Source organism: Streptomyces sp. NPDC050085 (assembly GCF_044460595.1).
Lineage (GTDB): Bacteria > Actinomycetota > Actinomycetes > Streptomycetales > Streptomycetaceae > Streptomyces.
This window is the reverse complement of record NZ_JBITJZ010000010.1, coordinates 127,398-150,018: the sequence shown is the minus strand read 5'-3', so window position 1 is coordinate 150,018 and position 22,621 is coordinate 127,398. Positions and strand designations below refer to the sequence as shown.

Sequence of the window (22,621 nt, the reverse complement as noted above, 5' to 3'; positions counted from 1 at the left end):
CCGGGCCCTATCCGGCCCAGCGTCCGGTCAGGAACACCACCGCGTACAGCGTGGTCAGCGGGGTCAGGCCGCACAGCAGGACGGTCGCCGCCCGCGGCCTGCGCAGCGTCCACGCGGCCAGGCCCGTCCACAGCGGCCACCACAGCAGCGTCGCGCGCGGCACCGACGTGTACCAGTACGAGGTGCCGAGCGCCCACAGCGTGAGCGCCACGTACGTCGCCTCGGGCCAGCGGCGGCCGCGCAGCAACCAGCCGAGCAGGCCGAGCCCGAGCAGCATCGCGAGCAGTTCGGCCTGGCACAGCAGCGCGTACCCGGTGGGGTACGCCCCGTCGAAGGCCGTGCTCCAGGTGTGCGCCCAGGCCTCCCACGGCGGGTGGAACTCGCGGTACCAGCCGCGTTCCTGCGCGTGCTTCCACGCCATCCAGTCCCCGGTCTCGGCCCGCAGGTACGCCGTGTACGCGAACGCGGGCAGCACGGGCAGCGCCAGCCACGACAGCCGCCGCCACCGCCGCCACCACTGCCGATTTCCTCTGTACGTCACCAGGAACTGGACCAGCAGCGCCGCCGTCAGGAAGAGCCCGCTGATCCGCACCGCCGTCGCGGCCGCGGCGAGCACCCCGGCGAGGGCCCACCGGTCGCGCCGCGCCGCGAGCCACGCGGGCAGCGCGAGCGCGAGGAACAGCGCCTCGGTGTACCCGGCGGCCAGGAACACCGCGCACGGCGACAGCAGCAGGAGCAGCACGGCCCGGCCGCCCGCCGCGCCGCCGCCCGCGATGCGCGCGAGGGCGAGAGCGGCGACGGCGCCCGACACCAGCGAGATCAGCAGCCCGGCGAGCGTCCAGTGCGGCACGACGAGGTGCACGGCGCGCAGCACGAGCGGGAACCCGGGGAAGAACGCCTCGGCGTTGTCGTCGGCCCGGCCCGCCCCGGGGAAGTACCCGAACTCGGCGATGCGCCGGTAGTGCCACCAGTCCCACTGCTCCCACACCGAGAGCAGCGGCCGCGCCCGCTTGGCGTCGGGGTCGGCGGGGAACAGCCGGGCCACGCAGTACGCGGTCACGAGCAGCGCGAGCCGGGTGACCAGATAGGTCACGAGGACCGTCCGGTCGAGGTCGCTCAGTCGTCTCAACCACCTCAACCGCCTCAACTTCCTTCGCCGGGGCGTGGGTTGAGGACGTACAGGAGGTGCTTCGAGGAGGGCCGCGGGCATCCGGGAGCTCCGTTTCTGCGCGTGCGGGACCGCCCGGCGGCGCGTCGTGCGGGCGCCGCCGGTCGGCGGGTGGATGCGGGTGCGAGTGCGAGTGCGGTGCTACGGGGTGGACGTGTCCGGCGCGGTCGGCGTGCTGGAGCCGCTGCCGAACGGGGTGCCCGTCGACGTACCGGTCGACGTACTGGTCGGCGTACCGAACGGTGTCCCCGTCGGCGCATCGGACGCGCCGTCGGTCTCGGTGGAGCTCGCGGTCGCCGGCGGCTGCGACGTGCGCACCGACCCCTGCGGCGGCGACGTGGTCGCTGCGCCGGGCGCCGTGGACGGCGGCCCGGACGACGGCGCGGGCAGCGGCCGCCCGGTGTCGGCGGGCTGCACCGTACGCGGCCCGTCCGCCAGGAGACCGGACGCCACGGCCGCGCCCGACCCGGCGCAGAGCACGACCGCGGCGGCCGCGGCGACGGTCAGGCGGCGCCGCCGCAGCCGGTCGCCGCGGGCCCGGATCACCGGGCCGGGCCACGGGGTGGTCTGCCGCCCGCCGGACGCGGCCAGGTCCTTGAGCGCCTCGGCCAGGCCGTGCTCGTCGCGCTGCTGCTCAGTCACGGTGCGCCTCCTGCGCGCGAGGGTCCTGCATACGGTCGGCAAGGGCGGCCCTGCCCCGGGACAGATGGGTCTTCACGGTGCCGGTGGACAGGCCGGTCTCGGCCGCTGTCTGCTCGACGGACAGATCGCAGATGTAGTGCAGGGCGACGACCCGGCGCTGCTGTGCGGAGAGCCCCTTCAGCGCCTCGACGAGCGCGACGCTGCCGGGCTCGGGCGCGCCCACGGGCGGCGCCCCGCCGTGCCGCAGCCAGGCCTGCTCGCTGCGCCGCAGCCCTTTGAAGCGCCGCACCGCGAGCCGCCAGGCCACGGTCCGTATCCAGGCCTCGGGCGCGGACTCCCGGTCGAGCCGTCCGCGCCGGCTCCACGCCCTGACGAACGCCTCCTGCACGACGTCCTGCGCTTCCTGCAGATCGCCGAGCATGACGTACAGCTGCCCGGTGAGCCGCCCGACCGCATGGGCGTAGAACTCCTCGAACTCCTCAGCGGTCACTGCCGTGCTCCCCGTGCTGCTCCCCGTACGTGCTGTCGTGGTCTATAGACCTGGCGGCCCGCCGCCGGTTGACACCCCGGGGAAGAAAAGTTCTAGGAAGCCCATCCGGGAACGGTCGGCAGCACCCGGTCGGCGACCTTGAGCAGCGTCGCGTCGTCCGGCACGCCGCCGTCCGCGCGCCACAGGGTCAGCTCGAAGAAGCCGCCGCTGTCCTTGGCGTGCAGCGGGACGACGAGGACCCGCGCCGGGACGCCCGGCGTGCTGGTCGCGTCGCTGCCGTCGAGGCGGAAGCCGATGCCGATGGTGCGGTCGGAGTAGAGGGCCCCGGTGCGGCCGAGCACCTTGCGCGGTGTGACCTCGGCGCCGAGCAGCTCGGTGGTCGTGGCGACCGTGAGCCGGTTGTACGTCGCCGCCAGCGTCACGGTGTACGTGTCGAGCTCGACCCGCGCCGAGGGGTGCGGGGCAGTGCCGATCGAGCCCCCGCTGCCGCTCGCGCTCTTCGCGACCTCGCCCGGGGTGCCGACGAGCGCGGCGAGGTCGGTGCGGTTGAGGGCCTTGCACAGCTGCGCCCCGTGGACGCGGCCCGCCGCCTCGTCCCCCTTCTCTGCGGCCCCGCCGGTGCAGGCCGCGGGCTTCGCGTCGCCGCCTGTACCGTCGGCGTTCTGCGTCCTCATGAGCGCCCAGAACCCGATGACGAACACCGTCACGAGGGCCACGGCCGATATCGCCTGCCCCCAGACGTTCGTGACCTTCGCAGCCCCGTCAGTTCTGTCGCTCATGTCCCCCACCTGCGGTGATCCCCCCATACGTGCCCGGGGACAGTAACCGATAACGCCCGAGGGCGGCACCCCCTCACGAAGAGGAGGTACCGCCCTCGGAACGTAGGACAGTCGATCGACCGGGGTCGATCAGAAGTCCATGTCACCGCCCGGCATGCCGCCGCCGGCCGGGGCAGCGCCCGCCTTCTCCGGCTTGTCGGCGATGACGGCCTCGGTGGTGAGGAACAGCGCGGCGATCGACGCGGCGTTCTGGAGCGCGGAGCGCGTCACCTTGGCCGGGTCGAGGATGCCCTCGGCGATCATGTCGACGTACTCGCCGGTCGCGGCGTTCAGACCGTGACCGATGGGAAGGTTGCGCACCTTCTCCACGACGACGCCACCCTCGAGACCACCGTTGACGGCGATCTGCTTGAGCGGGGCCTCGAGCGCGAGCTTCACGGCGTTGGCGCCGGTCGCCTCGTCACCCTGCAGCTCCAGCTTCTCGAACACCGCGGAGGCCTGGAGGAGGGCCACGCCACCACCGGCGACGATGCCCTCTTCGACGGCCGCCTTCGCGTTGCGAACGGCGTCCTCGATGCGGTGCTTGCGCTCCTTGAGCTCGACCTCGGTCGCGGCACCGGCCTTGATGACCGCAACACCGCCGGCAAGCTTCGCCAGGCGCTCCTGCAGCTTCTCGCGGTCGTAGTCGCTGTCCGAGTTCTCGATCTCGGCGCGGATCTGGTTGACGCGGCCCTGGACCTGGTCGCTGTCACCGGAGCCGTCGACGATCGTCGTCTCGTCCTTGGTGATGACGACCTTGCGGGCGCGGCCGAGCAGGTCGAGACCGGCGTTCTCCAGCTTGAGGCCGACCTCCTCGGAGATGACGGTGCCACCGGTGAGGATGGCGATGTCGCCGAGCATGGCCTTGCGGCGGTCACCGAAGCCCGGGGCCTTGACGGCGACGGACTTGAAGGTGCCACGGATCTTGTTGACGACCAGGGTCGACAGGGCCTCGCCCTCGACGTCCTCGGCGATGATCAGCAGCGGCTTGCCGGACTGCATGACCTTCTCGAGCAGCGGAAGGAGGTCCTTCACGTTGCCGATCTTCGAGTTGACGATCAGGATGTACGGGTCGTCGAGCGACGCCTCCATACGCTCCATGTCGGTGGCGAAGTACGCCGAGATGTAGCCCTTGTCGAAGCGCATGCCCTCGGTGAGCTCGAGCTCGAGACCGAAGGTCTGCGACTCCTCGACGGTGATGACGCCTTCCTTGCCGACCTTGTCCATCGCCTCGGCGATGAGCTCGCCGATCTGGGTGTCGGCGGCGGAGATGGAGGCCGTCGAAGCGATCTGCTCCTTGGTCTCCACGTCCTTGGCCTGCTCGAGCAGGGCGGCGGAGACGGCCTCGACGGCCTTCTCGATGCCACGCTTGAGGGCCATCGGGTTGGCACCCGCGGCGACGTTGCGAAGGCCTTCGCGAACGAGCGCCTGGGCCAGGACGGTCGCGGTCGTCGTGCCGTCACCGGCGACGTCGTCCGTCTTCTTCGCGACCTCCTTGACCAGCTCGGCGCCGATCTTCTCGTACGGGTCCTCGAGCTCGATCTCCTTGGCGATGGACACACCATCGTTGGTGATCGTGGGGGCGCCCCACTTCTTCTCGAGGACGACGTTGCGACCCTTGGGGCCCAGGGTCACCTTGACGGCGTCGGCGAGCTGGTTCATGCCGCGCTCGAGGCCGCGCCGTGCCTCCTCGTCGAACGCGATGATCTTGGCCATGTGAAGTGGTCCTCCCGGACGGGGTGGAAACGCAAACGGACCGTGCTGGTGCCCGCGACGGACGGCCTGCAGTCCTTGTGGTTCCTTGCCCCACCCGGCCTGCGGACCTCACCGACTCGATCCAAGTTTTTAAGGGGTACAGCCTGTCACTCTCACTGGGAGAGTGCTAAGCCCAATGATTAGCACTCGACCCATGCGAGTGCAAGGCCGTACCACATAACCCCAGGTCACGCCCGCCCGCGCAGCACGAAGGGCCCGCGCCCCCTGGGGGACGCGGACCCTTCGTCTCGTACGAAGCTTCAGTCAGACGCGACGCGCTTCAGCTAGTGGCCAGGCGGACCATGTCGGCCTGCGGCCCCTTCTGGCCCTGCGAGATCTCGAATTCCACTCGCTGACCCTCTTCGAGGGTGCGGTAGCCGTCCATCTGAATCGCGCTGTAGTGGACGAATACATCCGCACCACCGTCGACCGCGATGAAGCCGTACCCCTTCTCCGCGTTGAACCACTTGACGGTGCCCTGAGCCATGCCTAACTCCCCTATTACTGGCCCTTGCGCGAGTCCGCACTTCGCGGACCCGGGTCAGACCTCACGCCCCAAAGGGTTTGGGGGTGTGCGCCGGAACGCGTCGACCGCGGCTGAATGTATCTGCCCAACTGCCGTCTGCAACAGGTCAATCGGACGAGAATTCTGGGCACGCTCGATCGGGGGAATCGGGCCAACTCGCCGGATCTCAGGGCAAGTCGGGCCGCGTAAATGCCATAAAAGGCCCGAATGGGCTGGACACTTTGGCTGCTTCTTGTCGGGGCCCGGGCGAGAACTCATATGCGCCCGTCATGCACCACAGAGGAGAACGAACCAGCTTCCCCAACTGTACCCCCCTCAACCATGCAGAATTGCCCCCTCCGCTTCTCTCGCGGAGGGGGCAATTCAAGTAACTCTGCGTAGAACGCGAAAGATCAGCCGCCGGCGACGGCCGGAATGATCGAGACCCCGGCGCCGTCCGGCGTCGCCGTCTCGAGGCCCTGCTCGAAACGGACGTCGTCGTCGTTCACGTACACGTTCACGAAGCGGCGCAGCTTGCCCTGGTCGTCGAGGACGCGGGCGGCGATGCCGGTGTGGTTCTTCTCCAGGTCGGCGATGACGTCGGCGAGGGTGGCGCCCTCGGCGGGGACCTCGGCCTGACCGCCGGTGTAGGTGCGGAGGATGGTGGGGATGCGGACGTTGACGCTCATGGGGGTGACTCCCGGTGCTACAGGGCTGGTTCGATTGGCTCAGTCGGTGGCGAGGCCCGCATCGCGGAACGCCTCGAGGGACGGCCGGATGGTCGCGGTCGCCTGGGACGAATCGGCAACGGCGTCGAGCGTCTTGAGCCCGTCACCGGTGTTCAGGACGACCGTCGTCAGGGTCGGGTCGATGAGGCCCGCCTCGATGAGCTTCTTCGTGACGCCGAGGGTCACACCGCCCGCGGTCTCCGCGAAGATGCCCTCCGTCTGCGCGAGCAGCTTGATCGCGTCGACGACCTGCTCGTCGTTGACGTCCTCCACGGCGCCGCCGGTGCGGCGCGCGATGTCGAGGACGTACGGGCCGTCGGCCGGGTTTCCGATCGCGAGCGACTTGGCGATCGTGTTCGGCTTCTGCGGGCGGACCACGTCGTGGCCGCCCTTGTAGGCGACGGAGACCGGGGAGCAGCCCTCGGCCTGGGCGCCGAAGAGCTTGTACGGCTTGTCCTCGACGAGGCCGAGCGCGATGAGCTCCTTCAGGCCCTTGTCGATCTTCGTGAACTGCGAGCCGGACGCGATCGGGATGACCAGCTGGTCGGGCAGCTGCCAGCCGAGCTGCTCGCAGATCTCGTAGGCGAGCGTCTTGGAACCCTCGCCGTAGTACGGACGGAGATTTACGTTCACAAAGCCCCAGCCCTCGCCCAGCGGGTCGCCGATGAGCTCGGAGCAGAAGCGGTTCACGTCGTCGTAGTTGCCCTCGATGGCGACGAGGTCACCGCCGTAGACACCGGCCATGACGACCTTGCCCTGCTCCAGGTCGTGCGGGATGAACACGCAGGAGCGGAAGCCGGCGCGGGCGGCGGCGGCGCCGACGGCGCCGGCCAGGTTGCCGGTGGAGGAGCAGGACAGGGTGGTGAAGCCGAAGGCGCGGGCGGCCTCGATGGCCTGGGCGACGACGCGGTCCTTGAAGGAGTGCGTCGGGTTGCCGGAGTCGTCCTTGACGAACAACTTGCCCTGCTCGACGCCGAGTTCACGGGCGAGGTTGTCGGCCTGGACGAGCTTGGTCCAGCCCGGGTTCAGGTTCGGCTTCTCGGCGACGTCGGCCGGGACGGGCAGGAGAGGGGCGTAGCGCCAGATGTTGGCCGGGCCCGCCTCGATCTGCTTGCGGAGGGCTGCGGCTTGTTCGGGCCCCCCGACGGGCAGGTCGTAAGCGACCTCCAGAGGCCCGAAACACTCGACGCACGCGAAGATCGGACCGAGCGGGAACTGGGCGCCGCACTCGCGGCAGGAGAGGCCACTGGCCGGCCCCAGATCAACAGCGGCGACGGTGGTGGTCGTTTCGGTGGCGACAGTCTGTACAGCCATGAGAGGCGAGGCCCTTTCTCCTCATCTTCCTCGCGACGCACCTCGCCGCGAGACGGATTTGGCACCTTCCCTAGCCGGGAGCCTCGCTGCGCACGGTGATGTGTGCGGACGAGACCGGCTGGAGGGTTGCCGGGGCTTCAACGGGCCGTATCCCTCTGCCCCTCTGGATGAGCGGTATTCGATTGTGAGTTTCAGTTGTGGGCTCGGGTGACCCCCGACATGCGATGGTCACCGGCGTTGTTCAAGACTGTAACCGAAGCCCTGGACCCTTGAGATAGTCGTCCGTACCGCGAGATGGATCACATACGGGAGGACCCTGACCGTGCTGGAAGAGGTCGAGCGCTGGCTGAGCAGGCGTTCCTGGTCCGTGGCCGACCGCCCGCTGCACCAGCTGATCGCGGCGAAACGTACGTCGGGCCAGAAGGTCAGCGTCGTCCTGCCCGCGCTCGACGAGGAGTCGACCGTCGGCGAGATCGTCACCGTGATCCGGCGCGAGCTGATGACGCAGGCGGTGCCGCTCGTCGACGAGCTGGTGGTCGTGGACTCCGGTTCCACGGACCGTACGTCCGAGGTCGCCGCGGCGGCCGGGGCCCGGGTGGTGCACCGGGACACGATCCTGCCGCGCATCCCGGCCAGGCCCGGCAAGGGCGAGGTGCTGTGGCGGTCGCTGTTCGTCACGTCCGGTGACATCGTCTGCTTCGTGGACGCGGACCTGAAGGAGTTCTCGGCGGACTTCGTCTCCGGGATCGTCGGTCCGCTGCTCACCGACCCCGGCGTGGATTTCGTGAAGGCGATGTACGACCGGCCGCTGGGCGGGGCGGCGGGCCAGGGCGGGCGCGTGACCGAGCTGATGGCCCGGCCGATACTCAATCTGCACTGGCCCCAACTGGCGGGATTCGTCCAGCCGTTGGGCGGTGAGTACGCGGCGCGCAGGTCGCTGCTCGAGCGGCTGCCGTTCCCCGTCGGATACGGGGTCGAGCTCGGCCTCCTCGTGGACGCGCTGCACACCGTGGGCCTGGACGCGCTGGCCCAGGTCGACGTGGGGGTCAGGATCCACCGGCACCAGGACGGGCAGGCGCTCGGCCGGATGGCCGCGGCGATCTACCGCACGGCGCAGCTGCGGCTTGCGCGCGGGCATCTGGTGCGGCCGGTGCTGACGCAGTTCGAGCGGGGCGAGGACGGCTTCGAGCCGAGGACGTACGCCGTGGACACCGAGGAGCGCCCGCCGATGGCCGAGATCGGCGAGTACGCGGAGCGCCGCGTGGCGTGAGGCAGGACGGCCCGCTGCCGAGCGGGTCGTATACGGCCGGGCCCCGGACGGGGTCCGGCCGTACGTTTGAACGCTTCCGGCCCGGGCTAGCGTGCCGGTATGGCTTCCACGCATGGTGCTGCTGAGGTTCTCGTCGCGTCCAACCGCGGCCCGGTCTCGTACGTCGTCGACGACGACGGGACGATCGGGGCGAGGCGCGGCGGAGGCGGTCTCGTCTCCGCGCTGAGTGTGGTCGACGACAAGCTGTGGGTGTGCGCGGCGCTGGGCGACGGCGACCGGGAGGCCGTGCGGCGCGGGGTCGGCGAGCCGGGTGTGCGGATGCTGGACATCGACGCGGGCGTGCACGAGGACGCGTACAACGGGATCGCGAACTCGGTGCTGTGGTTCGTGCACCACATGCTCTACCAGACGCCTCTGGAGCCGTCGTTCGGCACGGAGTTCCGGCGCCAGTGGGCTTCCTACGAGGCGTACAACCGGGCGTTCGCCGAGGCGCTCGCGCAGGAGGCCGCCGAGGGGGCGGCCGTCGTCGTGCAGGACTACCACCTGGCGCTGGTGCCGGGGATGCTGCGCGAGCTGCGCGACGACCTGCGGATCGGGCACTTCTCGCACACGCCCTGGGCGCCCGTCGACTACTTCCGGATGCTGCCCGACGACATCGCCGAGCAGCTGCTCAAGGGCATGCTCGGCGCGGACCGGCTGGCCTTTCTGACCCGGCGCTGGGCGGACGCGTTCATCGACTGCTGTACGCGGATCCTCGGGGGCACCTCCGGCACGCGGATCGGGGTGCACGGGCTCGGCGCCGACGCGGACTTCCTGCGGGAGCGGTCGCGGCGGGCGGACGTCGAGGAGCGGCTCGCGGCGCTGCGGGAGCAGGTGGGCGAGGGCCGGAAGGTCGTCGTGCGGGTGGACCGGACCGAGCTGTCGAAGAACATCGTGCGCGGTCTGCACGCCTACGAGCTGTTGCTGGAGACCCGCCCCGAGTGGCGCGAGCAGGTCGTCCACGTCGCGTTCGCCTACCCCTCGCGGCAGGACCTCGCCGTGTACCGGGACTACACGGCGGAGGTGTCACGGGTCGCCGATGCCATCAACGCCCGTTTCGGTACGGAGAGTTGGACGCCGGTGGTGTTGCACGTGAAGGACGACTTCGCGCGCTCCCTGGCCGCGTACCGGCTCGCCGACGTGGCCCTGGTGAACCCGATCCGCGACGGGATGAACCTCGTCGCGAAGGAGGTGCCGGTCGTCTCCGACGAGGGCTGCGTGCTGGTGCTCTCCCGGGAGGCGGGGGCGTACGAGGAGCTCGGCGAGGACGCGCTGGTCGTCAACCCGTACGACGTGACCGGGACCTCGCAGACGCTGGCCGCCGCGCTCGACATGGCGGGGGACGAGCGGGCGGAGCGCACGAAGAGGCTGGCGGCGGCGGCCACCGCCCTGCCGCCCGGCCAGTGGTTCCTGGACCAACTGCAGGCGCTGCGCGACTAGTGGGGGCAGCCGGTGCCGACGGGCTCGAAGGTGATCTTCTTGCCCTCGGCGATGCCGGACGCCCGGTGGTAGTCGGCCGAGGAGACCTCGTACCAGACGTCGTCCTTCTTCGGCTTGCCGCCCACGTTGTCGAGCTCGACGCACCAGCGGGCCCGGCGCAGGACGCGCGTGTACGTCTCCGTGCCGTGCTGCACCTTCTTGCAGTCCTGGGACGTCTCGGTGGTGTACCAGGTGCGGGTCCTGCGCTTCTTGCCGCTGCCGCTGCTCGACGTGTGCTTGACCCGCCGGGTGTGGGTGGCGCCGCATTCCTTGACCATGTGCGGGCGCGTGGCGCGGGTGGTGCGCTTCGGGGTGGAGCGGAGGTCGTCGCGCAGACCGGTCACGGCGTGGTCGGCGGCGGAGCCGCCGGACGACGAGCCGCCCGAACCGCCGGACGACGAGCCGCCCGAGCCGCCGCCGCAGGCGGTGAGCAGGGCGGCGAGGGTCAGGGCGGTGGCGGCGAGAGCGGCGCGCAGGGGGCGAGGTCGGGGTCGCATAAGGGTGTGATCGTAAGCGGGCCGCCCCCGGCGCTCGTCACCGGCCCCGGGTGACCGCCCGGGTCAGGTGGGCGAGCAGGCCGACCACCCCGGCCGGGCCGTCGAGCACCAGGTCGGCCCGGTCCGCCAGCTCCGCGATCACCGTGTCGGCCGCCACCAGGAGCCCGGGCAGGCCGTCCGAGCGGAGCTTCTCCACCGCCGCGAACGCCGGGAGGTCGCCGAGGTCGTCGCCCGCGTAGAGGACCGACTCCGCGCCGACCTCGCGTACGTACTGGGTGAGGGCCGCGCCCTTGTCGACGCCTGGCGGGCGCAACTCCAGGACCAGGCGGCCCGGTTCGAGCATCAGGCCGTGGCGGGCGGCGAGCGCGGCCAGCGGTGCCTTCAGCGTCTCGAACGCGCCCTGCGGGTCGCCCGCGCGGCGCGTGTGCACGGCGACGGCACGGCCCTTCTCCTCCACGTACGTGTCGTGCCACAGGCCCAACTCGGCGAGGACTCCGGGGAGTTCGGAGCGCACCGCGGCGACTCCCGGGTGCGGGGCCGGGGCGCGCACCGTGCCCGTGACGGCGTCCCAGCGCTCGGCGCCGTAGTGGCCGAGGACGACGAGGTGTTCCAGGCCCGGCACGCCCGCGAAGGCGCCGTGGCGGACGGCGACGCCCGCGGGGCGCCCGGTGATCACGGCGACGGACGCCACGTGCGGGGCGAGCGCGGCGAGCGTGGGGACGGCGTCCGGGTGGGCGCGGGCCTGTTCGGGGTCGGGCACGATCGGGGCGAGGGTCCCGTCGAAGTCCAGGGCGATGACCGCCCGGGAGGGGCGGGCGACGATCGCGGCCAGGCCGTCACGGCCGGCGGGAGTGGTCGGGGTCCAGAGGTCGTCCTGGTCGTCCTGGTGGCTGCCCATGGCGTTGACGATAGCCGGGCCGGGAGCCCCGGAGACAGCGCGGTCAGCACGGTCAGCGCTCGCTGCGCCGCTCCTCGCGCACCCTGCGCAACCGGTTGACCGTCACCGGGGCGTGCTCCAGGGCCCGCGGGTCGTCGAGCAGCGCGTTCAGTATCTGGAAGTAGCGGACCGGCGCCAGGTCGAGCTCCTCGCGGATGGCGCGTTCCTTCGCCCCCGGTGACGGAAAACCGCGCCCCTCGAACGCGAGCACGGCCCGCTCGCGTTCACCCAGAGACTCCATGCCGGTCACGCTACTCGGCGGACTCGGCGGCCGCCGCCTGGTTCTGGATCCGGCCGAGGACGGCACCGGGGCTGTTGTTCGCGGTGACGGCGGAGCCGATCTGCTCCTTGACGTCGGCGGCGACCGACGCCCAGGACGTCTTGCCGACCGGGTAGATCTCGGAGTTGTTCAGCGAGGAGAGGAACGGCCAGAGCTTCTTGTCCTCCGCCGCCCCGGACATCGCCTCGGAGGCGCTGTTGGTGACCGGCAGCAGGTCGTACTCGCGGGAGAAGTCCAGGACGTTCTTCTCGCTGTAGACGAAGTCGAGGAAGTCGCCGACCTCCTTGCGGTGGCCGTTCTGCTTGAACGCCATCATCCAGTCGGCCACGCCCATGGTGGAGCGGGCCGGACCGTTGGGTCCCGGCAGCGGCACGGTGCCGTACTCGACGCCGCCCTTCGTCGCCATCTGCATCAGCGTGGGGTGGCCGTTGAGCATGCCGACCTCGCCCTTGGAGAACGCGGCGAAGGCGGCGGCCCGGTTGAGCTTGCCGGGCGCGGTGGGGCCGGTCAGGCCCTTGCCGACGAGGTCGTCCTTCAGCCAGTCGAACGTGGCGACGTTCTGCTTGGAGTCGATGGTGTACGAGCCGACGTCGTCGGTGTAGCCGTCACCGCCGCTCAGCATCCAGATCATGGTCTCGGCCTGCGCCTCCTCGGCGCCCAGCGGCAGCGCGTAGGGCGTCTTCACGCCGTGCGCCTTGAGCGCCTTGGCGTCGGCCTCGAGCTCGGCCCAGGTGCGGGGCGGCGTGATGCCCGCGTCCTTGAAGAGCTTCTTGTTGTAGAAGAGCAGGCGCGTGGAGGCGGCGAACGGCATGCCGTACTGGGTGCTGTCGACCTTGCCCGCGTCGGCGAGCTGGGACAGGTAGTCGGCCTGGGTGGGGACGTTGAGCAGGTCGCCGACCGGATAGAGCTTGCCTGCGGCGGCGTAGTCCGCGTAGGCGCCGATCTGTGCCATGTCGGGGGCGTCGCCCTCGTCGACCATGGTCTTGACCTTGGCGTCCACGTCGTTCCACGAGTAGACGTCGACGTCGACCTTGACGTTCGGGTGGTCCTTCTCGTACGCGGCGACGAGCTTGTCCCAGTACTTCTGCGAGCCGTTGTCGGCGGAGTCGCCGTAGTCGGCGGCGACCAGCTTCAGCGTGACGTCGCCGGAGCCCGTGCCGCCGCACGCGCTGAGCGTGCCCGCCATGCCCAGTGCGGCCGCTGCCGCTATCAGACCGGTGATGTGCCGCTGCACCGCTGTTCCCACCCTCATGCCCTCATGTCCGTGTCACGCGCGTCCGTGTCACGCGTGAACCCTAAGGTCTACACCACCCGCATCACGCTCCGGCAACAGGGCCGTGCCCACGGCCGTTTCCGCGCAAGATCGTGCGAGTGGACTAGACCTTTCAAGGGGGTACGCGCGACACTGTGCCCCGTGGAACATGTCATCGCCCTCGACGTGGGCGGCACCGGGATGAAGGCCGCCCTGGTCGGGGCGGACGGCACGCTGCTGCATCAGGCGCGCCGGGCGACGGAGCGCGAGCGCGGCGCCGAGGCGGTCGTGGAGACCATCCTCGACTTCGCCGCCGAGCTGCGCGCGTACGGGGAGGAGCGGTTCGGCGAGCCCGCCGTGGCGGCCGGCGTCGCCGTGCCCGGCGTCGTCGACGAGGCGAACGGCATCGCCCTGTTCGCCGCCAACCTCGGCTGGCGCGACGTGCCGATGCGGGCCCTGCTCAGCGAGCGGCTCGGCACCATCCCCGTCGCGCTCGGCCACGACGTGCGCACCGGCGGGCTCGGCGAGGGCCGGCTCGGCGCGGGCAAGGACGCCGACCGCTTCCTGTTCCTGCCGCTGGGCACCGGGATCGCGGGCGCGATCGGCATCGACGGGCACATCGAGCCGGGGGCGCACGGCTCCGCGGGCGAGATCGGCCACGTCGTCGTACGCCCCGGCGGCGTGCCCTGCGGCTGCGGACAGCGCGGCTGCCTGGAGCGGTACGCGTCGGCGTCCGCCGTCACCCTGGCCTGGCAGGCCGCGAGCGGCGACGAGACGGCCACCGCGGCGGACTGCGCGCGGGCCGTCGACGCGGGCGACGAGAAGGCCGCCCTGGTCTGGCAGGACGCCGTGGACGCGCTCGCCGACGGGCTCGTCATGGCTCTCACTCTGCTGGACCCCCGCACCCTGATCATCGGTGGCGGTCTGGCCGAGGCCGGGGAAACCTTGTTCACACCCCTGCGTGCGGCCGTCGCGGAGCGCGTCACCTTCCAGTCGCTCCCCACGATCGTCCCGGCCGTCCTCGGGGACAGCGCCGGCTGCCTGGGCGCGGGACTGCTCGCCTGGGACCTGCTCCACCACGCCAGACCCACTACTGACAGCACTGATAGCGCGGAGGTAACCGCCTGATGGCCACAGCAAAGGTGCTCGCCGGTGCCCGGGTGGTACTGCCCACCGGGACCGTCACCGACGGACGCGTCATCGTCGACGGTGCACGCATCGCGGGGTCCGCCCCCGCCGACGCCCCGACCGTCGACCTGTCAGGACACTGGGTGGTCCCCGGCTTCGTCGACATGCACAACCACGGCGGCGGCGGCGCGTCCTTCACCTCCGGCACGGTCGACGACATCCTCAAGGGCCTGCACACCCACCGGCTGCACGGCACGACCACGGCCGTCGCGTCCTTCGTCACCGGTGACATGGACTTCCTCACGCAGCGCGCGGGCCTGCTCTCCGAGCTGGCCGAGCAGGGCGAGCTCGCGGGCATCCACTTCGAGGGCCCGTTCATCTCCCCGTGCCGCAAGGGCGCCCACGACGAGACGCTCCTGCGCGACCCCGACCCGGCCGCGGTGCGCAAGCTGGTCGACGCCGCGCGCGGCAAGGCCAAGATGGTCACGCTCGCCACCGAGCTGCCCGGCGGCATCGACTCCGTGCGCCTCCTGGCCGAGCAGGGCGTGATCGCCGCGATCGGCCACACCGACGCGACGTACGAGCAGACGGCTCTGGCCATCGACGCGGGCGCCACCGTCGCCACGCACCTGTTCAACGCGATGCCGCCCCTCGGCCACCGCACCCCGGGCCCGATCGCCGCGCTCCTGGAGGACGACCGCATCACGGTCGAGCTCATCAACGACGGCACGCACCTGCACCCCGCGGCCCTCGAACTCGCCTTCCACCACAAGGGCGGCGAGAAGGTCGCGTTCATCACCGACGCGATGGACGCGGCCGGCTTCGGTGACGGGCGCTACATGCTCGGCCCGATGGAGGTCGAGGTGAAGGACTCCGTGGCGCGGCTCGTCGAGGGCGGCTCCATCGCGGGCTCGACGCTGACCCTGGACCGGGCGTTCAAGCGGTCGGTCACCATCGACAAGCTGGACGTCGAGGACGTCGTGCGCGCCATCTCGGCCAATCCGGCACGGCTGCTCGGCATCGACGACACGGTGGGTTCGCTCGAGCCCGGCAAGGACGCCGACCTCGTCGTCCTGGACGAGGAGTTCGAGCTCAAGGGCGTGATGCGCAAGGGCGAGTGGATCGTCGACCCCACGGCGTCGTAACTCGCGCACAGGTCATGGCGGTTGGTCCGAGGTCTGGGCCAACCGCCTTGTCTTTGGCATGATCGGCCCCCGTTACCAAAAGTACGTAAGGGGGGTGGGGTCCAGTGATCCTCACTGTCACGCTGAACACCGCACTCGACATCACGTACCGAGTGCCGTCGCTGCGCCCGCACTCCTCGCACCGTGTCACCGAGGTCACCGAGCGGCCCGGCGGCAAGGGGCTGAACGTGGCGCGGGTGCTGGCCGCACTCGGGCACGAGGTGACCGTCACGGGCTTCGCGGGCGGCGCGACGGGACGTACGGTCCAGGACCAACTCCTGGGCGCCGAGCGGATTTCCGACGCTCTCGTGCCCGTCAGCGGTTCGACCCGTCGCACGGTCGCCGTCGTCGACGCCGCGACCGGCGACACCACCCAGCTCAACGAGCCGGGCCCGCTGGTCTCCCCCGCCGAATGGGCGGCCTTCCAGGAGGCGTACGCGCATCTGCTGCGCCCGGAGTCCTCGGTGGCCGCGGTGGCCCTGTGCGGCAGCCTGCCCCCGGGGCTCCCGGTGGGCGCGTACGCGACGCTCGTCCGGGTCGCGCGCGCCGCCGCCGTGCCCGTACTCCTCGACACCAGCGGCGAACCGCTGCGCCGCGGCATCGCGGCCCGCCCCGACGTCGTCAAGCCGAACGCGGACGAACTGGCCGAACTCACCGGCTCCCACGAGCCGCCCAGCGCGATGAAGGACGCCCGCAGGCGCGGCGCGCACGCCGTCGTCGCCTCCCTCGGCGCCGAGGGTCTGGTCGCCCTCACCCCGGACGGCGAGTGGCGCGCCCCGGCCCCCGACCGGCTGTCGGGCAACCCGACGGGCGCGGGCGACTCCGCGGTGGCGGGCCTGCTCTCGGGCCTGGTGGAACACCTGCCGTGGCCCGAGCGCCTGGCCCGTGCGGTGGCGCTGTCGGCGGCGACGGTGGTGGCGCCGGTGGCGGGAGAGTTCGACCGCCCGACGTACGACCAGTTGGTGACGAAGGTGTCGGTGACGCAGCAGTCAACTGCCGCATAGGGCAGCGCCGTTGATCAACACCCCGTACTATCGCGGCCATGTCAAAGGTAAAGAACGTTCTAAGCAAGCGATCCGTCCAGCTCGCAGGCGGCGCGGTCGGCGCCCTGGCCCTGACGCTGACGCTCGCCTCCCCCGCCTCGGCCGGGACCTACGCCGCCGAGTGTTCCACCACCGGCGCCTACGGGCGGATCATCGCCGACTACTGGGGCGCCGACGACCGGCTCGACTTCTACATGACCGTGCTCGACTCGGCGGCCGACGGCCACCACGCCCGCGCCCGTCTGATCACCAAGAACGTCAACGGCACGCGCAAGAACTGGGCGTGGCACGCGGCCACCGGCGGCAGCGGCACGAGCATCGACCTGACGTCGTACGCCATCGACGACTCCGGCATCTTCGACTGGGGCGTCCAGGTGGCGCGCTTCGAGGGCGACACCCTGCTCAACTCCTGCACGGAGTGGATGTCCTGACCCGTCGTCAGGCAACGGGGGCGGGGGCGGGGCGCGGGCCCCGCGCCCCGCTCAGCCCTTGGTTCCCTCGACCAGGTACATCTGGTCGATGAGCGCGTTGCACTGGTTCCCCTGCTCGCAGGAGAGCGCGATCGCGTTCGTCCCCTTGGTCAGCTGGACGACACCCCAGGTGTCCGTCCAGCCCTTCTCCCACTTGCCCTTCTCGGCATGCGCGTAGTTCTTCATGCTCAGGGGGCGGGACTGCTTGGTGCCGTTCACCGTCATCGTGGCGTTGCCGTCCTCGCCGGGCACGCTGTACCTGACGTGCAGGCTGTACGCCGCGTCCTTCGGGATGTCGCTGACCGTCCACGTGACGCTCGCGCCCACCGTGTTGAAGCCCGCGACGTACTGGCCGCCGTCGGCCTTCGCGCCCGGGACGTCGGTGGCGAGCGCCGTGCCGCCGTTCAGCTGCAGCACCTTCGCGTCGGTCTTGGGCAGGTCGACCGGGTCCGCGGAGGCGGACGCCGAGGCGGACTCGCTCGGCTGCACCGTCTGCGAGTCGCCGGAGGGCTTGCCGCCCGCGTCGCCGCCCTTGTCGTCGTCCGTTCCGTTGCCGAGCATGGCGACGCCGATGCCGATGACGACGGCCGCGACCACGGCGACCGCGCCGATCAGCAGCGCCTTGGTGTTGGGTCCGCGGCCGCCCGAGCCGCGACCGCCGCCGTGCCCGGGCGCCTGCGGCGGTCCGGGCTGGCCGGGGGCGCCGCCGGGCAGCGTCTCGGGCGCCTGGTAGTAGGCGTCCGGCTGGTTGTTGTACACGGCGGTCTGCGGCTGCTGCTGCGGGACCTGCTGCCCGTACTGCTGCTGCTGGCCGTACTGGCGCTCGCCGACCGGACGGACCTGGTGGTATGAGGACCGGGGATTCGGGTAGCCGTAGCCGCCACCCCCGCTGTTGGGCGGGGTCGCCCCGGCCGCCTGTCCGTCGGCGTACAGATAGCCGAACGGATCGTCGTCCTCGGGCGTGGTGCTCGCGCCGTTGTTGCCGGGCGCCATCCCTGATCACTCCCTACACGTGTGCTTACCGGGCGAGCGTACCCGCTGCGAGTGACCCCAAGGCGTGGCCTTGACCTCACCGAAACCTGTGGAACCAGGAGTGATCCCGTCGCGCCGACCGGTCAGCCGGCGCGCCGGTGCTGCTTGGCGCGTGATCTTTTCTCTACGTACATCCGCTGGTCAGCGGATTGCAGCACTTCCTCGGCGGTCATGCCGCAGTGCGCCCAGCCGATGCCGAAACTGGCGCCCACGCGCACCGCCCGGCCGTCCACGCGGATCGGCGGAATGATGGCGTTCCGCAACCGGACCGCAAGGTCGGCGGCGTCCGCGCGGCCGAGCCCGTCGGCGAGCACCACGAACTCGTCACCACCGAGCCGGGCGACGGTGTCGCCGTCCCGGACGCCGCTGGTCAGACGGCGTGCGACCTCGATGAGGACGGCGTCGCCCGCGTTGTGCCCGAACCGGTCGTTGATCGACTTGAAGCCGTCGAGGTCACAGAAGAGGACAGCGAGGCCCTTCGTGCCGTCGTCGGCACCGGACCCGTCGGCCCCGCTGCCCTCGGGCGCGACGACGTGCACATGGTGATCGAACCCGTCGAACCCGTCGTCGTACAGGCCCGACTGGTGCGGGACGGGGAGGGCGGAGGAGAAGTCGAAGCCGTGCCCGTTCGAGTCGCTGCCGTTGACCGAGGCCACGTGGTCCCCGTACGCCGCGTCGAGGGAGTCGATGGCGCTGGGCCGTGTGCCCTGCGGGTGGCGGCACAGCCGGGCGGAGAGGCGGGCACGCAGCTCCGCCGAGTTCGGCAGGCCCGTGAGGGAGTCGTGCGAGGCGCGGTGGGCGAGCTGCAGCTCGCGGCGCTTGCGCTCCTCTATGTCCTCGACGTGGGTGAGCAGGAAGCGGGGCCCGTCGGTGGCGTCGGCCACCACGGAGTTGCGCAGGGACACCCAGACGTACGTGCCGTCGCGCCGCCCGAGCCGCAGCTCCGCACGCCCGCCCTCGGCGGAGGTGCGCAGCAGGGTGCCTATGTCCTCCGGATGCACGAGGTCGGAGAAGGAGTAGCGGCGCATGGCCGACGCCGGGCGGCCGAGGAGGCGGCACAGCGCGTCGTTCGTCCTGAGGATCCGGCCGTGCTGGTCGCCGCCCATCTCGGCGATGGCCATGCCGGAGGGCGCGTACTCGAAGGCCTGCCGAAAGCTCTCTTCACTGGCGCGCAGCGCCTGCTGCTCGCGCTCGAGCCGCACCAGGGCGCGCTGCATGTTGGCCCGCAGCCGGGCGTTGGCGATGGCGATGGCGGCCTGGAACGCGTACATCTGCAAGGCCTCGCGGCCCCAGGCGCCCGGCCTGCGTCCGTTGCGCGGGCGGTCCACGGAGATGACGCCGAGGAGCTCGCCGCCGGAGGCGCCGGTCGCATACATGGGGGCGAAGAGGCGGTCGGCGGGGTGCCACTCGTCCTCGAAGCGGGGAGGGGGGCCGTCGGTGAACCACTGCGGCACGTCGTCCTCGTCGAGGATCCAGCCCTCGGTGTACGGGATGAAGCGCAGCTCGCCCCATGCCTCGCCCATGGCGAGGCGGCGGTCCCAGGAGGTGCGGGAGCCGACGCGGCCGGTGATGAGTGCCTCCGCCGCCGCGTTCCCCGCGAAGGCGGCGACGACCAGGTCGCCGTCGGGGCGGACGAGGTTCACGCACGCCAGCTCGTAACCGAGCCCGTTGACCACGCCGTCGGCGACGGTCTGCAGGGTGTCGGCCAGGCTGCGGGCCGTGTTCATGTCCGCCATGACCTGGTGCAGCTGACGCAGGGTCGCAAGACGGACGTAGGGCTCCGACTCGGTCTCCATGCTCAGCTCTCCCCGAGACCTCGACAGCACTCCAGAATCTTGATCGCTCTCTACGCGCACGTGCAGCGGCACGTTCATTTCGCAGTGTCGACCGCCACTGAATCACAGCGAGCTGTGCACCCGGTACACAGGGTCAACAAAATATGGCTCCTGTGACTCAAGTCACAAGGGGAGACGGAGGGTTGAGGTCCCAGGAGGACCTAGGTCCCGTCTCGGTCGTCCGCCCGATGTGGGGCGGGCGGGCCCGCGACTAGCGTTCCTGACGTGCTGAAGACTCCCCCTGCCACCGCCACTCCCCCTGTCCCCCTCACCCCCTTCCCCCCCTCCCCTGCCGGCCCCGGGCATGCTGAGGGAGTGAGCAACGACGAGTTCCGTGCCGCCCTGTCCCGTCTCTCGGCGGGCGTCGTCCTGCTGACGGCGCACGAGCCGCCGCTGGACCCGGACGGGCCCGTCGGGGAGGACGCGGGCATGACGGCGACGGCGTTCATGTCCGTCTCCCTCGACCCGCCCCTGGTCCTGGTCTCGCTGCGCAACGGGTCCCGGATGGACGACCTGATCGACGAGCAGCCCCTGTGGGCGGTGTCGATCCTGTCCGAGTCCCAGAGCCACATCGCCGGCCGCTTCGCCATGAAGGGGCGGATCAGCGACCGGCTCCTGTTCGAGGACATCCCGTACGTACGCGGGGAGCATTCGGGGGCACCACTGGTGGGCGGAGCGCTCGCCACGCTGGAGTGCCGCACGGAACAGGTGGTCCCCGCGGGCGACCACACGCTGGTGATCGGCCGGGTACTGAGCGCGGCCCTGCCCAGCGCGGAGGGGGGCCCGCTGATGTACTTCCGGGGGCGGTACCGGAACCTCGGGTAGGGCGGCCCGGGGATTGAGGGTCGGGCGCTACCAGTCCCGTCCGGTGCGGCCGCGCTTGGTCTCCGAGCGGGCCTTCTTCTCCCTGAGGCGGCGCTCGTTGATACCCCGCGGGATGCGCGTCGGGCGGCGCTGCTTCGGCGGGGGTGCCGTCGCCTCCGCCAGGAGCGCGGCGAGGCGGGTCGCCGCCGTCTCGCGGTTGCGCCACTGCGAACGGTGCTCGGAGGCCCGGACCGAGACGACCGACCCGTCCACGAGGCGGGACGCGAGCCGCTCCAGGGCCCGCTCCTTCCACACCGGCGGCAGCGCCTTCGTGGCGGCCAGGTCGAAGCGCAGCTCCACCTGGGAGTCGCTGGTGTTCACGTGCTGACCGCCCGGCCCGGACGACCGCGAGAAACGCCAGACGAGCTCGGCCTCCGGAAGGACGACCGAGCCGCGGATGGGATAGGGCCCTGACATGTGTCCATGGTCGCGTGCCCGGGCCGCCCCGTCACCCCGTTTTCGCCCGCACACGAACAACGTAAAGAAAGTAAAGGGAGCTGGAACCTCTGGTACCCCCCTCCGCGTTCATAGGGGTACGAGTAGCTTCGGCTACGCACGTACTTCAGGTACCCAGGTACTTAACGAGGGAAGGGACTCCCGAACCATGGCTGTAAGCCTGTCCAAGGGTGGCAACGTCTCGCTCACCAAGGAGGCTCCGGGCCTGACCGCCGTCACCGTGGGCCTCGGCTGGGACGTCCGCACCACCACCGGCACCGACTTCGACCTGGACGCGTCCGCGATCGCGGTGAACACGCAGGGCAAGGTCTACTCGGACGCCCACTTCGTCTTCTTCAACAACAAGCAGACGCCGGACCAGTCGATCGTGCACACCGGTGACAACCGCTCCGGTGAGGGCGCCGGCGACGACGAGGCGATCAATGTGAACCTGGCGGCGCTGCCCGCCGACGTCGACAAGATCGTCTTCCCGGTCTCGATCTACGACGCCGAGACCCGCACGCAGAACTTCGGCCAGGTCCGCAACGCGTACATCCGCATCGTGAACCAGACTGGCGGCACCGAGATCGCCCGCTACGACCTCTCCGAGGACGCGGCCACCGAGACGGCCATGGTCTTCGGCGAGCTGTACCGGAACGGGGCGGAGTGGAAGTTCCGCGCCGTCGGCCAGGGCTACGCCTCGGGTCTGGTCGGCATCGCGCAGGACTTCGGCGTGAACGTCTGACGCAGCTGAGCCAGCAGGGAGGGGCACCGGCCGTGGGCCGGTGCCCCTTTGGCATGCGCCGCCTCCGGAGAAGGAGGAAACCGGGCGGCCCTATCCCGACAGCGCCAGGCGCACCGCGAGACCTCCGATCAGGAGGCTCGACGTCAGCCCCGTCGCGAGTCGCCCCCGTGGGCCGGTGAGCGCGCGGCCGAGGAGTGCGCCGCCGCCGGCGAGGAGGAGTTGCCAGCTCGCCGACGCGGCGAACGCGGCCGCGGCGAACACAGCGCGCTGCGCGGTGCCGGAGACGGTTTCGCCGCCGCCGAGGACGAGGGCGGCGAAGTAGACGACGGTGATGGGGTTGAGCAGCGTCAGCCACAGCAGGCCCAAGTAGGCGCGGTGGCCGGGGAGTTCGGGTTCCGCCGCGCGAGGCGCGTGGCGGCGCCGCAGCGTGCGTACGGTGCCGTGCGCGGCCAGTGCGAGCAGGACCGCCGCCGCCGTCCAGCGCAGCGGGGTCTGGACCGTCCGGATCAGAGGGGCGAGGGCCGCGCCGCCCGCGACCGCGGCGAGGGCGTAGAGCCCGTCGGCCGTGGCGACGCCGAGGGCGGCGCAGGCGCCGGTCCGCAGATTGGTGCGGGCCGTCAGGGACACCAGATAGGCGGCGATGGCGCCGACCGGGACGGCGATGCCGTACCCGGCGAGCAGCCCCGCTGCCAGGGCCCCGGTCACGCGACG

24 protein-coding genes and 1 riboswitch are annotated in these 22,621 nt (G+C 71.2%); of the genes, 8 read left to right on the top strand and 16 right to left on the bottom strand.

Annotation, left to right across the window (positions count from 1 at the left end; all coding sequences use genetic code 11):
• Positions 1-7 precede the first annotated feature (7 nt).
• From ACIBUY_RS31370 to thrC, 8 genes are all read right to left on the bottom strand, one after another.
• On the bottom strand, positions 8-1,210 hold the full coding sequence (locus ACIBUY_RS31370) for a hypothetical protein (protein WP_399154389.1): 1,203 nt from the start codon (positions 1,208-1,210) through the stop codon (positions 8-10).
• Positions 1,211-1,309: 99 nt separating this feature from the next.
• A complete protein-coding gene (locus ACIBUY_RS31365) occupies positions 1,310-1,810 on the bottom strand; it encodes a hypothetical protein (RefSeq protein ID WP_399154388.1) in 501 nt (166 codons plus the stop codon).
• The gene (locus ACIBUY_RS31360) at positions 1,803-2,300 is read right to left on the bottom strand and encodes a SigE family RNA polymerase sigma factor (RefSeq protein WP_365566681.1); all 498 of its coding nucleotides are present in this window, start codon (positions 2,298-2,300) and stop codon (positions 1,803-1,805) included. The genes ACIBUY_RS31365 and ACIBUY_RS31360 overlap by 8 nt, the downstream gene beginning before the upstream one ends.
• 92 nt (positions 2,301-2,392) lie before the next feature.
• Positions 2,393-3,079, bottom strand: a complete 687-nt coding sequence (locus ACIBUY_RS31355; protein WP_399154387.1) for a DUF6215 domain-containing protein — start codon at positions 3,077-3,079, stop codon at positions 2,393-2,395.
• A gap of 129 nt (positions 3,080-3,208) precedes the next feature.
• Entirely contained in the window at positions 3,209-4,834 is a 1,626-nt protein-coding gene (gene groL, locus ACIBUY_RS31350) for a chaperonin GroEL (protein ID WP_365566683.1), read from the bottom strand.
• Positions 4,835-5,153: 319 nt separating this feature from the next.
• Entirely contained in the window at positions 5,154-5,360 is a 207-nt protein-coding gene (locus tag ACIBUY_RS31345) for a cold-shock protein (protein WP_164304865.1), read from the bottom strand.
• A 431-nt stretch (positions 5,361-5,791) separates the two neighbouring features.
• The gene (locus tag ACIBUY_RS31340) at positions 5,792-6,067 is read right to left on the bottom strand and encodes a MoaD/ThiS family protein (RefSeq protein ID WP_188337653.1); all 276 of its coding nucleotides are present in this window, start codon (positions 6,065-6,067) and stop codon (positions 5,792-5,794) included.
• A 39-nt stretch (positions 6,068-6,106) separates the two neighbouring features.
• On the bottom strand, positions 6,107-7,420 hold the full coding sequence (gene thrC, locus ACIBUY_RS31335; RefSeq protein ID WP_399154386.1) for a threonine synthase: 1,314 nt from the start codon (positions 7,418-7,420) through the stop codon (positions 6,107-6,109).
• Positions 7,421-7,438: 18 nt separating this feature from the next.
• A riboswitch (SAM riboswitch) is annotated at positions 7,439-7,594 on the bottom strand.
• A gap of 148 nt (positions 7,595-7,742) precedes the next feature.
• Here thrC and ACIBUY_RS31330 point away from each other — a divergent pair.
• Positions 7,743-8,690, top strand: coding sequence for a glucosyl-3-phosphoglycerate synthase (locus tag ACIBUY_RS31330; RefSeq protein ID WP_399154385.1), 948 nt, complete (start codon positions 7,743-7,745; stop codon positions 8,688-8,690).
• Between the two features lie 99 nt (positions 8,691-8,789).
• Positions 8,790-10,169 (top strand): trehalose-6-phosphate synthase, encoded by a 1,380-nt coding sequence (locus ACIBUY_RS31325; protein ID WP_365566686.1) that lies wholly within the window; start codon positions 8,790-8,792, stop codon positions 10,167-10,169.
• Here ACIBUY_RS31325 and ACIBUY_RS31320 read toward each other — a convergent pair.
• The 4 genes from ACIBUY_RS31320 to ACIBUY_RS31305 are packed head-to-tail and all read right to left on the bottom strand — an operon-like array spanning position 10,166 to position 13,174.
• Complete coding sequence (locus tag ACIBUY_RS31320) at positions 10,166-10,705, bottom strand: hypothetical protein (RefSeq protein WP_365566687.1); 540 nt, start codon at positions 10,703-10,705, stop codon at positions 10,166-10,168. The two genes, ACIBUY_RS31325 and ACIBUY_RS31320, sit on opposite strands and share 4 nt — an antisense overlap.
• A 37-nt stretch (positions 10,706-10,742) precedes the next feature.
• Positions 10,743-11,603 carry a trehalose-phosphatase gene (gene otsB / locus ACIBUY_RS31315; protein WP_399154384.1) on the bottom strand — a complete coding sequence of 287 codons (861 nt, stop codon included), beginning with the start codon at positions 11,601-11,603 and terminating at the stop codon, positions 10,743-10,745.
• 52 nt (positions 11,604-11,655) lie between these two features.
• The gene (locus tag ACIBUY_RS31310; RefSeq protein ID WP_365566689.1) at positions 11,656-11,883 is read right to left on the bottom strand and encodes a DUF3263 domain-containing protein; all 228 of its coding nucleotides are present in this window, start codon (positions 11,881-11,883) and stop codon (positions 11,656-11,658) included.
• 10 nt (positions 11,884-11,893) lie between these two features.
• Entirely contained in the window at positions 11,894-13,174 is a 1,281-nt protein-coding gene (locus ACIBUY_RS31305; RefSeq protein WP_365566690.1) for an extracellular solute-binding protein, read from the bottom strand.
• A 162-nt stretch (positions 13,175-13,336) separates the two neighbouring features.
• Here ACIBUY_RS31305 and ACIBUY_RS31300 point away from each other — a divergent pair, with 162 nt between their 5' ends.
• From ACIBUY_RS31300 to ACIBUY_RS31285, 4 genes are all read left to right on the top strand, one after another.
• Positions 13,337-14,302, top strand: coding sequence for an ROK family protein (locus ACIBUY_RS31300; RefSeq protein ID WP_365566691.1), 966 nt, complete (start codon positions 13,337-13,339; stop codon positions 14,300-14,302).
• Positions 14,302-15,447, top strand: a complete 1,146-nt coding sequence (gene nagA / locus ACIBUY_RS31295; RefSeq protein ID WP_399154383.1) for an N-acetylglucosamine-6-phosphate deacetylase — start codon at positions 14,302-14,304, stop codon at positions 15,445-15,447. The genes ACIBUY_RS31300 and nagA overlap by 1 nt, the downstream gene beginning before the upstream one ends.
• Before the next feature lie 104 nt (positions 15,448-15,551).
• Positions 15,552-16,490, top strand: a complete 939-nt coding sequence (locus ACIBUY_RS31290; protein ID WP_399154382.1) for a 1-phosphofructokinase family hexose kinase — start codon at positions 15,552-15,554, stop codon at positions 16,488-16,490.
• Positions 16,491-16,528: 38 nt separating this feature from the next.
• Positions 16,529-16,960 (top strand): hypothetical protein, encoded by a 432-nt coding sequence (locus ACIBUY_RS31285; RefSeq protein WP_365566694.1) that lies wholly within the window; start codon positions 16,529-16,531, stop codon positions 16,958-16,960.
• A 51-nt stretch (positions 16,961-17,011) separates the two neighbouring features.
• On the opposite strand, the gene ACIBUY_RS31280 is transcribed toward ACIBUY_RS31285, so the two are convergent.
• Both ACIBUY_RS31280 and cdgB read right to left on the bottom strand, forming a co-directional pair.
• Complete coding sequence (locus ACIBUY_RS31280; protein ID WP_399154381.1) at positions 17,012-17,992, bottom strand: carbohydrate-binding protein; 981 nt, start codon at positions 17,990-17,992, stop codon at positions 17,012-17,014.
• Between the two features lie 122 nt (positions 17,993-18,114).
• Entirely contained in the window at positions 18,115-19,827 is a 1,713-nt protein-coding gene (gene cdgB / locus ACIBUY_RS31275) for a diguanylate cyclase CdgB (protein ID WP_365566696.1), read from the bottom strand.
• A gap of 264 nt (positions 19,828-20,091) precedes the next feature.
• On the opposite strand from cdgB, the gene ACIBUY_RS31270 reads away from it, so the two are divergent.
• Positions 20,092-20,691 (top strand): flavin reductase family protein, encoded by a 600-nt coding sequence (locus ACIBUY_RS31270; protein WP_399154380.1) that lies wholly within the window; start codon positions 20,092-20,094, stop codon positions 20,689-20,691.
• A 27-nt stretch (positions 20,692-20,718) separates the two neighbouring features.
• On the opposite strand, the gene arfB is transcribed toward ACIBUY_RS31270, so the two are convergent.
• Complete coding sequence (gene arfB / locus ACIBUY_RS31265; protein ID WP_365566698.1) at positions 20,719-21,147, bottom strand: alternative ribosome rescue aminoacyl-tRNA hydrolase ArfB; 429 nt, start codon at positions 21,145-21,147, stop codon at positions 20,719-20,721.
• A 187-nt stretch (positions 21,148-21,334) separates the two neighbouring features.
• Between arfB and ACIBUY_RS31260 the strand changes: the two genes are divergently transcribed.
• Positions 21,335-21,910 (top strand): TerD family protein, encoded by a 576-nt coding sequence (locus ACIBUY_RS31260; RefSeq protein WP_365566699.1) that lies wholly within the window; start codon positions 21,335-21,337, stop codon positions 21,908-21,910.
• 90 nt (positions 21,911-22,000) lie between these two features.
• Here ACIBUY_RS31260 and ACIBUY_RS31255 read toward each other — a convergent pair whose 3' ends face one another.
• On the bottom strand, positions 22,001-22,615 hold the full coding sequence (locus ACIBUY_RS31255; RefSeq protein ID WP_399154379.1) for a LysE family transporter: 615 nt from the start codon (positions 22,613-22,615) through the stop codon (positions 22,001-22,003).
• Between the last annotated feature and the right edge of the window lie 6 nt (positions 22,616-22,621).